Below are 13,180 nucleotides of genomic sequence, written 5' to 3'. Positions count from 1 at the left end.
GGAACAATTAAGATAGCTTTATTCTTTTATTTTCATTCAACCAAAACGGATATGATTTCCCCTCTGATCGCCCCTTCTCTTTTATCTGCTGATTTTGGCCGTCTTGCAGAAGAAATAAAAGCACTTGAAGCTGCAGGAGCGGATTGGCTACACGTTGATGTGATGGACGGTCGTTTTGTCCCGAACATCACACTAGGGCCAATCATTGTAGAAGCTATTCGCAAAGTGACGTCGCTTCCCTTAGATGTCCACTTGATGATTGTAGAACCTGAAAAACACATTGATGCTTTCGCAAAAGCAGGAGCCGATCACATACTTATTCATGCAGAAGCAACCCCTCATATGCAAAGAACGCTTGCACAAATTCGTCATCTTGGAAAGAAAGCGGGGGTAGCCTTAAATCCCTCCACTTCTGAGGAAGCCGTTCGCTACGTTCTCAACTCCGTGGACCAGCTTCTGGTGATGAGCGTCAATCCAGGATTCGGAGGACAAGCCTTTCTTCCTTCGATTCTCCCCAAAATCAATCAACTAGCACAAATGATCCGAGGGCAAAAACACCCTATCTGGATTGGCGTCGATGGCGGAATTGACACCACCACGGTTGTTCAAGCAGCGCGTGCCGGAGCGCGCGTGATCGTTGCAGGAAGCTCCATCTTTTCTCAGCCCGCCTACCAAGATGCGATCCATCATTTGCGATCACGCGCGCGAGAAGGGTTTTAGGTAACAGACACACCACTCACCCCTTCCCCTCCTAGAATACCCGTTGCAGGAGTAGTAACAAAGCAGTATCGACAACAGGGCATTGAACACAGCGTAGGTCCCCTCCAAATCAGTAGGCTCGCACTTATTTTATCTTACCATCCCTATCAACGTCAACGCGATCAAAACAGTACCTACTGGTTTTTCCCAATCTCCTCCAGAAGGACCTGCGACGCCGGTAATGGCAAGAGCCAGATCAGAACAAGTGATTCTTTTTACTTTTTTAGCTATTTCCAAGGTGATCTCAGGACTTACTGCAGTGAACCGCTCAAGTCTGTCACGTTCGACTCCAAGGACAGTCATCTTCGCATGGGTATAAGCCACCGCCACCGCAAAAAAAGTTTACTTGCCCCCACTTCGCTTATAAGAATAGCGTCCACTAGTCCCCCTGTACACGATTCTGCAACAGATAACGTACACTTTTATTTGCGCAAACATTCTCCAATCAGCCAGGCACAGGCTTGATCTCTCTATGAATCGACTTCCTTTACAAGGGGGAGACAACTCTTGAACCCCCGATCAGACTGTTGCACAGCAAGAATCACCTCGCTCTCAAACACATCGACAAATGAATGGGTGTTCTTTCAAGAAAAAGTGCATTGCTGCTTTCGCACTTTCCCCTTGCAAGAAAGCAAATCGATCGGAAGGTCCAACCCCTATCAAGAGATCTACGGATCCCCCCCATCGACCGACAGAACAAACAATCAATTCAGGATGATCTTTCACTACAATCTGTTCTATGATTTCACAGTCAACGGCAGCTAACTTAGCAGCCGTCCAATTGCCAAAAGGGCTCACCTTCCTTTGAGGTAGTCTTGTATTAATCCAAATGACCGCACCTTTAATGCCAAGATTTAAGATGACAGTTTTCGCAAAAACACAAGATGGATAGTGATAGTGGATGCCACACTCAACCAGCTCAAACACAAAAAACACAATCAGCGCATTCGAGCGGACGAGCTTGTCGTACGACAGGGGCTTGCTCCAACCAAGACGCGAGCACAAACCCTTATCCTTTCTGGCGTCGTACGGGTGGGAGAGTCACGGATAGACAAAGCAGGCACACTGGTTTCCGAACAAGCCGCTCTTTGGATTAAAGAACAGGATCACCCTTATGTATCGCGAGGCGGCGTTAAATTAGCAGGTGCATTAGATGATTTAAAAATAAATGTTTCTGGGCTCCATTGTCTCGATGTGGGAGCTTCAACAGGTGGTTTTACAGACTGCTTGCTTCAACGAGGGGCGTCTTCCGTGATTGCAGTCGATGTCGGTTATGGACAGCTTGCCCAGAAATTGAGAGTAGATCCACGGGTCACCATTCACGAACGCACCAATGCCCGCTATCTTTCTCACGTCCAGCTAGGAAAACAAGTTGATTTGACTGTCGTTGACGCTTCTTTTATTAGCCTCCAAAAACTAGGGACTGCGCTTGCATCCTGTACACGAATAGGAGGGTATCTTGTCGCCCTTATCAAGCCTCAATTTGAAGTTGGTCGTGAAGAAGCTTCTCGCCAAAAGGGGGTCATTCGGGATCCTCTCATCCGTGAAGATGCTATCAGCCGTACCAAGTCCGCCATGATAGCTTACGGATTTCACTCACTTTCTCTTGTACCAAGTATGCTGCCGGGCCCCAAGGGGAACCGAGAAGTTTTTTTCTATGCCCGTAGGATAGACGCTCCCCTTCCAACCTTTCTTTCTTCATCACGGTAATGCGATTTTTCTCTCCTCTCGGGGCCATTTTCTTCACAATTGCATTAGATTTACTTGGTTTCGGTCTTGTCATGCCATTTTTGGCAGAAGAAGTACGCGACACGTTTGGAGCGACGGAATTAACCTGTACTCTGCTCGGTTCGGTCTACTCATTAATGCAATTTTTGTTTGTTCCCGTGTGGGGGCGTCTATCCGATTACGCGGGGAGACGCCCCGTGCTCTTGTGGTCTATCCTCGCCACAACGCTCTCAAACGCATGGCTTGGACTTTCCCTCACCTATAGCCAGTCGGTGCTCTGGCTCTTTATTGCGCGGGCTTTTGCGGGCATGGCAACCGCCAACTTAGGGACAGCAAGTGCTTATATCGCAGACGTAACCTCCCCTGAAGAACGAGCTCGTGGCATGGGTTTAATCGGCGCCGCCTTTGGTATAGGGTTCACTTTAGGACCGATGATCGGTGGGGTCCTCGCTCCGATCGAAATTCGCGGCCGGCACGGAGCTATCCCTTGTTTGATTGCTGCAGGTCTCAGCGGCATCAATGCCCTATGGGTAGCCTTCGGGCTCACTGAATCGTTGCCCCAACACAAAAGAGCCCCCTTTCGGATTCAATCACTCTTCCCCCTCAATTACAAAGCAGCCTCTCACTCTTTTTCCGTTCCAGGAGTTAGCTCAGCAATAATAACTAATTTTATTCTCCTCGTTGCTTTTACCAATCTCGATCAGACTTTTCGTTTTTTTAATAAAGATGTCTTCGGAATGTCTTCTTCAGAAACAGGGATCGTATTCGCTTACATGGGAATCCTTAGCGCTATCATCCAGGGTGGGCTCATTCGCTTTCTCTCTAAACGAATGGAAGAGACATTTCTCATACGTATCGGTGTCGCCCTTCAAGCCTGTGGATTCGCTGGGATGGTGATCGCCCCCAGCACTGGAAAAAAATGTATTTTTATCGCATGCACTTTTCTCGTGATGGGGAATGCAGCCACGCAACCCAGCATCTCATCCTTCATTTCAAAGCGGGCAGATGTATCTTCTCAGGGAAGTATCCTCGGAACCAACCAAGCCATAGGGAGCCTCGCACGAATGATTGGGCCTGCCATCGGCGGGTACACCTATGGTTCCATAGGGCCTCGCGCCCCTTTTGTCGCGGGCACGTTGGGGATGGTGGTTGCTTTTTTATTCGCAGCGCTGTTGCGCTCTCCCCCTTCCCTTCAGAAAACGAGCACCCCAATATCATAAAAAGCGTGTGTCCACACAGCCGCAGCAAACCCACGGAAGGCATAGATCACGGTTAACATAAGCCCCAAAACAGCTCGAAATACAAAAGAGACAGCTGAAAAGTCGTCAGCAAGCGGCCCTATGTAATGAGCCCCACTAAAAAAAGCGGCACTGATTAGGGCCCACGAAAAAGCGAAAAGAACACTGGAAACACTAGCAGAAGTGGTTCGAAGAGAATAGGGGGGCATCGATGGGTTAGGGGCTTGCTGCACGAAAATCCACAGAATGATCTTGAGCCCACCTCCGAAAAGGAGGACACGGTACGTCATCTCCTCATAAAATCCTGCACCCAATGACATAACCATTCCCACCCAAGGATTGTCCTGAACGATACCCGCTGCAGCAAAAATCCGACCTACGACATAAACAGCTCCACACCGCATCGCTGTGGCATAGATCAGCGCTTCCGCCGCGACTTGAATAAATTTACCAAAAGCAAACGCTTGTCCCCTCCCCAAAATGACAAAAACAGCTACAAACGCCACTCCAATCGCAGCAGTGATCAGCAAATAGTGAGATAGATCACCCTCTGCACGTTCAAGAATATAGGCCGTAATGATGTCAGAAGCATTGCGGATCTTCAGGAACACAACCCCCAAATGATAAATGAGAAATACAGGGAGCGTGAGCGCCAGGTCCACCCACGCACCTGACTTATCGCGAAACCGGATGGGTTGAGAGGCTGATTCAAAAACTGGCATTCACTAACTAAGACACTGCTGGACGAAGGTGGTAAACAACAGCGATAACAACAAAAAGCCACAGAAGAAGATTAAAGACAAATGGAGCATCGCTCAGCATAGCCTGGGTTGGAGATTCGTTCGTTTCCTCCCGATCTCCATTTCTGATTACAAGAAATAGAAAACGCAAGATACCGAATAAAACAAAGGGGATAGTTAACCAGAGCCAATCCGATTGAAACCAAACGCGTGTCATCGGATCTAAGCTGTATGCCGTATAGACAATCACCGTCGCAGCGCCAGTTATTCCTAAAGCGATGTTGAGTGAAGTGCTTGTGTACTCCTTAAGAACAGGACGCTGCTTCCCAGCAGCGTTCATCTTAAGCTCGTGTCTCCGTTTCCCAAACCCTAAGAAAAGGGCAAGGAGTGCTGTACATACGAGCAAATAGCGGCTGACGTAGGTTTTTGTAACGATCCCCCCTCCCAGAACTCTTAATACAAAACCTAAAGCAATTAGAATGACATCACCAAAAGGAACATGCTTGACTTTAAAACTGTAAAGAACATTCTGAAGGAAATAAGCTAGGGCAAGGAAAGCAAAATAAGGGTCTAACAGATAGGAGGTCCCCAAAGAGAAGACCACGAGAAATACAGACATGATCTTAGCAAATGGCTTGGGGACATCTCCGCGTGCGATCGGTCGATTTTTTTTAAGGGGGTGGGCTCTATCCACTTCCACATCGACGAGATCGTTAATGGTATAAACAGCACCCGACAGAAGACAAAAGATAGCAGTGGCTGCTACCGCGCGGATGGTCACCACCAAATTGAGTGCAGGGCCAGCAGCCGTCGATAGGAAAAGATCTTTGTGAAAAAACATAGGAGCTAAGACAACAAGATTCTTGACCCATTGATAGGGACGCAGTGTTCTCAAAAAATTCTGAAAAAGTCCTGAACTCATAGTACTAGAATAGAATAAGAACGACACAGGAACACTAATCAATCTTCTCAATTTCTTAATATTCTAGAGTCCAATTCAAGCCACCCCGGCCTTGGGCAAACACTAGTAGACATACTTTACTGCACACAATGAAGCAGACAGCATCGCCCTTTTAAAGTCTTTTTTCTCCTCTTTTTCACCGTCTTATCCGCAAGGGGATCTAGAAGGAGCAAAGCAGCGCATTGCTGCACTGGGTTTCATTGGGTTTCATTAGCCAATGGACAATCCTAGGCCCTCCTAAGTAAGATGGAATTCCTTGCTAATCAATGCAACTCACACCAAAGTCCCCCCCTTTCCCTACTCAAGAAGGCCCTCTTCAAGCCTCTCAGCTACTTATTTAAAAAGGCACGGTAGGACCAACTCTCCCCCGTCTCCTTCTCGCTTCGAACGGATCCTATTGCTTCTGGCACAAGCCAAATGGCTCAAGAAAGGCACAAGAGATCAGACATGAAAAGGCTGAGTGCAAAGAAAAAAAAGCCCCTTTGCACAAGAGAATGGATAAGCACTCCTCCTCCATCTAGAAGAATAACGGAGCTAGGAAGATCTCTGCTGCGGTTTGCAGTAGCGACCCATGAGAACCGCTTCCGCCAGAACATGGCCTTCCATTGCCTCCTCAAGATCCCGTTTGTAAGGAGCGCGACCTAAGGCTTCAAAGGAGAGCTCCGTATCCAACGCATAGAGCTTAAAATAATATCGATGACGGCCATCCGGAGGACAAGGCCCTCCATAGGCCTGGCGCTTCCAACTATTGATCCCTAGCTTATGCGATTCGAGAGCTACATTTTCTGCCAGCTCCCGCGCGTCGGAGGGTATATTGTAAACAAGCCAATGATCCCATGTGTGGCGAGGCGCATCTGGATCATCGCAGATCAACACAAATGTTTTAACCCCCTGAGGAACATCTGTCCATGAAAGCGGTGGAGAGATATCTTCCCCCACGCAAGTATACTGATGTGGGATCTCCCCCCCTTCTTGGAAGACAGAACTGACAAGACGCATGTAGACATCTCCTTCTTTTTTCCCTAAGTGTAAGGTACACCAGGCTCGAGATCAATGAGGAATCGTCCTCTCCTCTGTGCCCATTTTAGAAACCATCCAGAACCCTCTATCAAGAAATCTCTTCTCTTCACCCCTTTATAACCAGACGATGCTCCCATCCATGCAAGCAAGCACTTCATGAAACCGCACCTTTTTTTATTCATAGGCCAGTCCTATAGTTATCTGCTTCTCTGTGGATTGATGCTTCCTGAGATGTCCTATCCAGGAGGAGATATCACCCAGGTAGAAAAAAATCAAACAATCCTTCGATGTGAATCACGGAAGAGAGGTTTATACATAAACTTGGTCTGTGCCATCTATGAGAAAGCACATGGTCATCTGCCCAACGCAGCCAAAGACTTTCTCCAAGTGCTTGATATAGCGAGCAAAGTCCCGTCCACCGCAGCAGAAAGAATCAATTGGTATTCGGCCTGAACTAGGCTACTGGCTCGCTCAAGAAGGGTTCAACAGAGAAAAGAATATAGGCAGCTTCTATGCAGAAAATCTCGAGCTTCTCTGATGTACTACCTCTATTCACTTAGTTTAGTTGGTCCATTCGGACGAGGAGGAGTACAGGATGGATACTAATCCTTCCCACCAGAGGGACCAGACCCTTGGCCTTTTGTGTGGCCTCCTAATCCATCTCGCCAAGCTCCCCTCACTCTCCTCTCTACAGTTTAATCACGCTGTACAGTAACAAGCCTCAACAAGACAGAGAATGAGATCTTCTATGCTCAGACGTTTATCACTGCCACAGCCACGATAGAAACTGAGGTGGATGACCATCTCGCTCATACTCCGTTATCCCCAGAACTACTACCCGATCCCAATCCGCTCACCCTCTTGCTCTATGTACAAATACTCGACCCTTCGGATCGGGTGATCGGCTATTCACTCGCTTCTATCGAAGGAATAGATGATGTAGCGATGGTCTTGATGGAGCCACTGCTAACTCCCATGGATCAAGCCACTCCCCTTTCCCTGGAACAGGCCCCTATCTTCAGCAGTAGTGATCCTGGTTTTCCAGAAGAAATGCGACGGAAGATGGAAAGGATTCTAAGGATGGGCGAATGGAGCTACTTCCCTTCATGCTCTAGCCGAAGAGTTCCCCCTGGTTCCTGAAATCCAGGAGAGATTGACACAAGCATACAGCCAACTTGGCCGGCATACAGAACAAATGGCATTGACCGGCAAACTGATCGAAAAGTTTCCAGAACGCGCAGAATCACTCCGCCTGTATTTACATGCTTTCGATGGAAACGGTTTTCCTTTGCAGCGGACTCGATCGCTCAAACGATACGGAAGCTCTACCCGAGTAGCGACATCCCTTTCCAGCGAGCTACTACACGCCATGATTGGTCCACTGCAATCTATGAACTACAACGCCTAGCCAACCGGAATCCTTTTTGGGCAGATGCTTCTATTCGACTAGCTGCACTCTTGGAGCGTGCGGGATATTCAGTCCTTTCGACAGTCCAGTGGACAAAAGCGCTCGCACTTAATCCATCCCAGCAACTCAAAAACCCGTTTTCACCTAGCCGACCGAGCTTTTGCGCATGGAGATACTTCGTCTCTACGGGATGGGTTGATAGAATCCCTCCAATTAGGAGACTTTATCGGAACGGTAATGGTATTTGTTTCGCGAGGGGGACAACCAGAAGGCGCAATGAATTTGTCATCCTGACCCTACAAGATCGACCGATTGTTCTGGAGACGCAAGGTTCCGTCCCACAGCCCACCTTGATAAGACGGGTCCTTCGATCGAACGCCTCTGGCTTATGGATAATATTCCCCCCCCAAAGAATCAGACAGCATCCCGGTGACTGAACTGATCCCAAGCGTACGTTTTGGGGGGTGGATTGCTCTTCCAACTGCCATAACCCATCCCTCCGATGCGCTTGCTTTCCAACCTTCAGGGGACCGCGCATCGGACAATCAGCTAATGACATCGTGAAAGAAATTCCCCCCGGATTATCGAGCAGCCAGAATTCGTGCTATTTATCAGTGGGTTATTCAGTCCCTCGAAGGAGGAGAGGGGACAGATGGTAGGTGAGTTCTCCTAGGGAGACGGGGCACACTACAGACTGCAATGTATGCGTTGCTAAAAGAGCTAGGCACCTCCTCCGAGTCTGCATTGGTCAGAAATCGGCTTGCATCCCCTCTAAAAGATCCCTTTTCTGAAATCGAAGGGTGGGAACTGTTAACTCTCCGGGTAGACAAAGGGAATAACCATATCCAGTGGCTTTCTGCCAAAAATAAAATTACCACTTCTGGATACATCCCTCTTCTCTTCTCCCATCAGCCAGTCATTCGCGTTGCTCCAGGCTTCCCTACCGAAGTAATCCATCCTCGCAGTGAACAGAGAGAATGGATACAGATAAAGGGCAGAGGATATCTCGATAAAGATGGAACGGCTTATATTCAGTTAACAGAAAGGATGGAAGGGCAGTCCGCCCTCTCCATGCGTTCTTCTCTTGAAAGGTTGAATGAAAGAGAGCGAAAAAAATTCTCGAGGCTCGTTTTGTTGCGCGTCTTGGTGGAAAATTAAGCCACCCCTCAGGAGAGCAGCTTTCCGTTCTTGAATAACCCCTGGTCATCGGGATGGATATTGAAATTCCTCACTGGATGCAACTCTAGGGAGATCATTGCATCTTACAACCGCTCTCTTCTCTTCACATGACGGATCTGATCACTCTCCCTGTTCGGAAGACTCCTCTCCTCTTGAAAACCCCTACCCACACAGCAGTCTCTCCTCAGATCGACATCCCCACCTTTCTCAAAACACCCCTTCACCTCTCCTCCCTTACCTTAAAGGAAAGGGAACGGAAAATCCATATTCAAAATCTGTTCTCAAACAATAAACTCGAGATCCAAAGCCGAGTCCATATCCATGCCACATCCGGATCGAACCTGGAAAAGATTACCTCACCCTCTACCAATGGAATCAGACAATCGATCAAATTGAAGAAAAACCGATCATGTTTGCACGCTGATTGCTTTTACTCGAACATATCAATGAAACCCGCTATGGTTCACTGACTACTTCGTCCCTCTATTGGAGGGGTGATAGGGATGGTTACAGGGGAGGAGAAAACCTTTTACCTTTGTGAAGCGATAGCACTCAGCTTGACTTTAATTGCATTAGACATCCATAGAACCAAGAAGACCATATTATGGGTGTAGTAAGTAAGGGTTCGATTCCGATGGTTGCGCATCTATTTTCACCATTTTCTTAGGTCATCTCATTGATTGCAGCGGTTGCACTCGGAATCGGCAATGGGAACTGCTTTTCGAAAGGGATAAGGACGTTCTTCCTCTCATCCCCCCCATCCACTTGAAGACCACTTCGTCTAAACCGACAGCATCTGCTACGCACAGCACCTCACAAGAGACCCAAAAGCCCTCCTTGCTCCATTGGAAAGGAGCTTATCAGAGTGATCGAAGCGAGACCGCATCGCTCGGAATGCATGAACTTCCAAGCAGTCAAGAAGCTAGAATCCTCACATGGAACAAAGAAGAAGAGAATGCAGGGCTAGGAGAAGGGACGATCAAATCCAAGTCGACACTGCATCCAACACCGCGAAAGGTACATTAAATCCCTCTCTCGGCCCAACTACAATCGTAGGTAGGCACCTGGCATGAAGGGCACCTCTCGGGACCCTTTGTAGAGACCAACAAGGAGATCAACTGCAATTGGATGAGATTATCATTCCACGAAGAGGCTCTCCACCGTTATGGTCATTTCCAAATCACCCAATCCTTGCCAAACGGAACTCCCAACTGATTGACTCCAAAATCACCCAAAAGGGCACAGCAGGTCGGGTTTCTAGGGTTTTGGTAATTCTACAGAAACGCGAGAAAGAGCCGCTTCATCTAATCGGACGGGATATTTCTGCTTCAACTTTTCTATGGTTTGGGTGTCCCGCGCTCTGATTTTTTCTTGAGCTAATCGAACACGAATGAGTCGAGAAGTTTCTTCATAGGACCGCTGCCTGGGAGGTGTTTTTTGATTGAGCAAAAGAATGTAGAACCTCCCATCCTCTCCATGGACAACCCGAGTGAGCACATGTCCCACCTGATCCACCTCGAAAATGGCTGCTCGTACAGCAGGAGGAACTTCTGAGGAACTGGGACGCGTTTCCTCAGGAGGGTCCACGAACCCAAGATCTCCAGATAAATCAAGTGGAACTCTTTGTACATTCTCTCTTTTGATGGAATAGGTACGTACCAACTTACCCCAGGCAGAAGGGATATCTACTTTCAGCACCTTGGAGAGAACACGGTTGGCTTCTTCCTCCTGCCTGAGCACAATAGCAGAAATGCGCCGACGCTCGGGCTCTCGAAAATCACGCTGATGCTGCTGAAAATAGGCTTTCACTTCCTCTTCCGGAATCGCCTCAGGAGAGAGCGTCTCTTTTCGCCCCTCTTGCAACATCGCATCGCGAAGAATCGAGCGGATCTCCTGCTGCACCATTGGATCGCGATCGTACCCCTTGGCTTTTGCTTCCTGAGCCAGAAGCTCGATGTGAATCTGTTCTGTAAGCAACCTTTTTCGAGAGGTCATGTCTTCGTACCGAAGGCGAGTAAACCGATCCATCTGCTCAAGCAGTTCATTAAAATCACCCAAGGTGATATTTTTATCTCCTACCCGAGCCAATACTTGATGGGCCTGTGCTGCAGTCAGCGAATGGCTCTCCTCTTTCTGAGTCTGCTTCTGAGAGGTTGCTTCTGTTTCCTCGCAGCTCTTCCAGCGGCATCCACCAATCCCACAATACCCAGCCAGAAGCATGACAAACATCCATCCATCACTTCTGAGATACTTTTGGGTTGGCCTTAAACCATTCATCACACTCGCTCCCTCTTTACAGAGACACACGCTTCTAGGTAGACATCGGATGTTTATTTTTTTCTTGTTATCCTTCTCTACAACAGCGCTTCAAGTAGCCCTAACAAAAATGAGTCGCCTTGCGCGGTATTCCATAGGATAAAGATAGCAGCATGAGTAATTCCACCTATGCAGTTACAACCTCCCCCATCCATCCTTCTTTAGGCTCCCCTCCCTTAGGTTCCCCCCTCCCTCCTCCTCAGGAAAAGCAATTGCTTTATTACCGCCGGATCCTTCTCAAGCTAAGTGGAGAAGCTCTTTGCGGAGGTGAAGGCGGATTCGGGATTGACGCCAATGTGCTTCGGATAGTTGCAGCTGAGTTGTCTGACGTACATCAACTCGGCGTACAAATCGCAATTGTCGTGGGAGGAGGAAACATTTTTCGAGGGATTAAAGGGGCTCGCAGCGGTCTCGACCGCGCGCAAGGAGATTATATGGGGATGCTCGCCACGGTGATCAATGCGCTCGCGTTACAAGATGCACTGGAGAAAGAAGGGATCCCGACACGAGTTCAAACAGCACTTGAGATTCGGCAGATCGCCGAGCCCTATATACGGCGCCGCGCGATTCGCCATCTAGAGCGCGGATACATTGTTATTTTTGCTGCAGGAACAGGCAATCCCTACTTCTCCACAGACACTGCAGCTGCGCTGAGAGCAATGGAAATTCACGCGGAATGCCTACTCAAAGCAACCAAAGTAGAAGGGATTTATGACCGTGATCCGTTCCACTACCCCGACGCTGCGATGGTACCCAACATGAGCTACGACCGCTTTCTCACCGATCGCATCGGCGTGATGGATGCAACAGCCGCAGCCCTCTGCCGAGACAATAAACTGCCGATCCGAATTTTTAAACTCAAGAGTGGGAACGTCAAGCAAGTTGTCCTCGGGGAACCGATCGGAACCCTCGTTCAAGAATAACATTTCTCTCCTTTAAACCCACAATACCTCAAGCAATAGAACTCACCCGAATAAACGTGCCGGACGGGGCCTCGCATCAGAGCATGCCGATCAGAAGAGCGCATCTGTATTGTCAAGATTCCCCCTGGTAAATGAAGAAAAAGAGGGATATCCCAAGGGGCCAACCCCTTTTCACAAGCAGCTGCTGCAACAGCACAGGCCCCCGTACCGCAGGCTAATGTCAAGCCGACCCCACGCTCCCAAATCATCACTTCCATCGACGTGGACTCTCTCATGGTCACCCATTCCACATTCGTCCCTTCGATGAATTGAGGGTGCTGGGATATTTGCTCGCCCATAGCTACATAATCCTGTTCCAGAAAGGGGTCGAACGTCACCGCATGAGGATTCCCCACCCGAAGGAGAGAAAGTCGAAAGGACCGATCAGCAAACGTCCACGGGATCTCCCCCTCCCATTGCACCGGTCCCATATCTACTTGAACAATTCCTTCCATTTCATTCACTTCCTCGACCTGACAGGTAAGAATACCCTGATCGGTTTCAATCAGCAAAGGCGCATCTGTATTTTCTTGCACACGACTTCTATGAAGAGCCACCGCCCGAATTCCGTTACCACACATTTCCGCGCGAGAACCGTCCGCATTGATCACACTCATTCGAACATCACAAAAACGTTTCGTCGTAGGAGAAAGCAAAAGGATCCCATCCGCCCCAATCCCATAATGGCGATCGCAGAGCGATTTCGCGTTGTTGATAAACCATGACTCCTCGTCCTCCTCCCCTTTGTAGACAAGGATAAAGTCATTTCCCAACCCTTCATACTTTTGAAAATGCTTGCATTTCATAACGACCTTTTCGATTTGCTTTCAACCGGATTGAACCCGATGCAATAAGCGTTTCGGTGGTTA

The 13,180-nt window shown here is 48.5% G+C and carries 18 protein-coding genes and 1 pseudogene; 11 read left to right on the top strand and 8 right to left on the bottom strand.

Features of this window, described 5'->3' with window-relative positions; genetic code table 11:
• Window positions 1-51 precede the first annotated feature (51 nt).
• Window positions 52-720 (top strand): ribulose-phosphate 3-epimerase, encoded by a 669-nt coding sequence (rpe, locus tag BCY86_RS00145; protein WP_075275891.1) that lies wholly within the window; start codon window positions 52-54, stop codon window positions 718-720.
• Window positions 721-849: 129 nt separating this feature from the next.
• Here rpe and BCY86_RS00140 read toward each other — a convergent pair whose 3' ends face one another.
• The 3 genes and pseudogenes from BCY86_RS00140 to BCY86_RS00130 form a co-directional block, all read right to left on the bottom strand.
• Complete coding sequence (locus BCY86_RS00140; protein WP_156864927.1) at window positions 850-1,089, bottom strand: CinA family protein; 240 nt, start codon at window positions 1,087-1,089, stop codon at window positions 850-852.
• Window positions 1,059-1,166 (bottom strand): annotated as a pseudogene (locus BCY86_RS10615) (CinA family protein); the annotation flags it as partial. The gene BCY86_RS00140 and the pseudogene BCY86_RS10615, both read right to left, overlap by 31 nt.
• A gap of 145 nt (window positions 1,167-1,311) precedes the next feature.
• Window positions 1,312-1,557, bottom strand: coding sequence for a molybdopterin-binding domain-containing protein (locus BCY86_RS00130; protein WP_075275889.1), 246 nt, complete (start codon window positions 1,555-1,557; stop codon window positions 1,312-1,314).
• 93 nt (window positions 1,558-1,650) lie between these two features.
• Between BCY86_RS00130 and BCY86_RS00125 the strand changes: the two genes are divergently transcribed.
• The gene (locus tag BCY86_RS00125) at window positions 1,651-2,469 is read left to right on the top strand and encodes a TlyA family RNA methyltransferase (protein WP_245776234.1); all 819 of its coding nucleotides are present in this window, start codon (window positions 1,651-1,653) and stop codon (window positions 2,467-2,469) included.
• Window positions 2,469-3,707 carry an MFS transporter gene (locus BCY86_RS00120; protein WP_075275887.1) on the top strand — a complete coding sequence of 413 codons (1,239 nt, stop codon included), beginning with the start codon at window positions 2,469-2,471 and terminating at the stop codon, window positions 3,705-3,707. The genes BCY86_RS00125 and BCY86_RS00120 overlap by 1 nt, the downstream gene beginning before the upstream one ends.
• Here BCY86_RS00120 and BCY86_RS00115 read toward each other — a convergent pair.
• The 3 genes from BCY86_RS00115 to BCY86_RS00105 form a co-directional block, all read right to left on the bottom strand.
• On the bottom strand, window positions 3,680-4,447 hold the full coding sequence (locus BCY86_RS00115) for a CPBP family glutamic-type intramembrane protease (RefSeq protein ID WP_075275886.1): 768 nt from the start codon (window positions 4,445-4,447) through the stop codon (window positions 3,680-3,682). The genes BCY86_RS00120 and BCY86_RS00115 overlap by 28 nt on opposite strands.
• Before the next feature lie 7 nt (window positions 4,448-4,454).
• On the bottom strand, window positions 4,455-5,360 hold the full coding sequence (locus tag BCY86_RS00110) for a UbiA prenyltransferase family protein (RefSeq protein WP_172824745.1): 906 nt from the start codon (window positions 5,358-5,360) through the stop codon (window positions 4,455-4,457).
• A 600-nt stretch (window positions 5,361-5,960) separates the two neighbouring features.
• A complete protein-coding gene (locus BCY86_RS00105; protein ID WP_075275884.1) occupies window positions 5,961-6,425 on the bottom strand; it encodes a YbhB/YbcL family Raf kinase inhibitor-like protein in 465 nt (154 codons plus the stop codon).
• 177 nt (window positions 6,426-6,602) lie between these two features.
• Between BCY86_RS00105 and BCY86_RS00100 the strand changes: the two genes are divergently transcribed.
• The 7 genes from BCY86_RS00100 (at window position 6,603) to BCY86_RS00080 (ending at window position 10,059) form a co-directional block, all read left to right on the top strand.
• Entirely contained in the window at window positions 6,603-6,899 is a 297-nt protein-coding gene (locus tag BCY86_RS00100) for a hypothetical protein (protein ID WP_075275883.1), read from the top strand.
• 339 nt (window positions 6,900-7,238) lie between these two features.
• Window positions 7,239-7,586 carry a hypothetical protein gene (locus BCY86_RS00095; RefSeq protein WP_075275882.1) on the top strand — a complete coding sequence of 116 codons (348 nt, stop codon included), beginning with the start codon at window positions 7,239-7,241 and terminating at the stop codon, window positions 7,584-7,586.
• A gap of 13 nt (window positions 7,587-7,599) precedes the next feature.
• Window positions 7,600-7,854 (top strand): hypothetical protein, encoded by a 255-nt coding sequence (locus BCY86_RS09445; RefSeq protein ID WP_156864925.1) that lies wholly within the window; start codon window positions 7,600-7,602, stop codon window positions 7,852-7,854.
• 57 nt (window positions 7,855-7,911) lie between these two features.
• Window positions 7,912-8,148 (top strand): hypothetical protein, encoded by a 237-nt coding sequence (locus BCY86_RS09440; protein WP_156864924.1) that lies wholly within the window; start codon window positions 7,912-7,914, stop codon window positions 8,146-8,148.
• A 135-nt stretch (window positions 8,149-8,283) separates the two neighbouring features.
• A complete protein-coding gene (locus tag BCY86_RS10405) occupies window positions 8,284-8,418 on the top strand; it encodes a hypothetical protein (protein ID WP_275935830.1) in 135 nt (44 codons plus the stop codon).
• 135 nt (window positions 8,419-8,553) lie between these two features.
• Window positions 8,554-9,012, top strand: coding sequence for a hypothetical protein (locus tag BCY86_RS00090; RefSeq protein WP_075275881.1), 459 nt, complete (start codon window positions 8,554-8,556; stop codon window positions 9,010-9,012).
• Between the two features lie 858 nt (window positions 9,013-9,870).
• Window positions 9,871-10,059: a hypothetical protein gene (locus BCY86_RS00080; protein ID WP_156864923.1), complete on the top strand. Its 189-nt coding sequence runs from the start codon at window positions 9,871-9,873 to the stop codon at window positions 10,057-10,059.
• 231 nt (window positions 10,060-10,290) lie between these two features.
• On the opposite strand, the gene BCY86_RS00075 is transcribed toward BCY86_RS00080, so the two are convergent.
• Window positions 10,291-11,310, bottom strand: coding sequence for a peptidyl-prolyl cis-trans isomerase (locus BCY86_RS00075; protein WP_075275878.1), 1,020 nt, complete (start codon window positions 11,308-11,310; stop codon window positions 10,291-10,293).
• 152 nt (window positions 11,311-11,462) lie between these two features.
• On the opposite strand from BCY86_RS00075, the gene pyrH reads away from it, so the two are divergent.
• A complete protein-coding gene (pyrH, locus tag BCY86_RS00070; RefSeq protein WP_083604066.1) occupies window positions 11,463-12,272 on the top strand; it encodes a UMP kinase in 810 nt (269 codons plus the stop codon).
• On the opposite strand, the gene dapF is transcribed toward pyrH, so the two are convergent.
• Entirely contained in the window at window positions 12,263-13,117 is an 855-nt protein-coding gene (gene dapF / locus BCY86_RS00065) for a diaminopimelate epimerase (RefSeq protein WP_075275877.1), read from the bottom strand. The two genes, pyrH and dapF, sit on opposite strands and share 10 nt — an antisense overlap.
• Between the last annotated feature and the right edge of the window lie 63 nt (window positions 13,118-13,180).

The organism is Pajaroellobacter abortibovis (genome assembly GCF_001931505.1).
GTDB classification, from domain to species: Bacteria; Myxococcota_A; Polyangia; order Polyangiales; family Polyangiaceae; genus Pajaroellobacter; species Pajaroellobacter abortibovis.
Note: the sequence above shows the minus strand (reverse complement) of the source record. Positions and strands in the feature narration are given on the sequence as shown.

Coding starts and splice junctions, on each gene's coding strand:
- rpe (WP_075275891.1), top strand. CDS start 52: ATGATTTCCCCTCTGATCGCCCCTTCTCTTTTATCTGCTGATTTTGGC.
- BCY86_RS00120 (WP_075275887.1), top strand. CDS start 2,469: ATGCGATTTTTCTCTCCTCTCGGGGCCATTTTCTTCACAATTGCATTA.
- BCY86_RS00115 (WP_075275886.1), bottom strand. CDS start 4,447: ATGCCAGTTTTTGAATCAGCCTCTCAACCCATCCGGTTTCGCGATAAG.
- BCY86_RS00105 (WP_075275884.1), bottom strand. CDS start 6,425: ATGCGTCTTGTCAGTTCTGTCTTCCAAGAAGGGGGGGAGATCCCACAT.
- BCY86_RS00100 (WP_075275883.1), top strand. CDS start 6,603: ATGAAACCGCACCTTTTTTTATTCATAGGCCAGTCCTATAGTTATCTG.
- BCY86_RS00090 (WP_075275881.1), top strand. CDS start 8,554: ATGTATGCGTTGCTAAAAGAGCTAGGCACCTCCTCCGAGTCTGCATTG.
- BCY86_RS00075 (WP_075275878.1), bottom strand. CDS start 11,310: ATGAATGGTTTAAGGCCAACCCAAAAGTATCTCAGAAGTGATGGATGG.
- pyrH (WP_083604066.1), top strand. CDS start 11,463: ATGAGTAATTCCACCTATGCAGTTACAACCTCCCCCATCCATCCTTCT.
- dapF (WP_075275877.1), bottom strand. CDS start 13,117: ATGAAATGCAAGCATTTTCAAAAGTATGAAGGGTTGGGAAATGACTTT.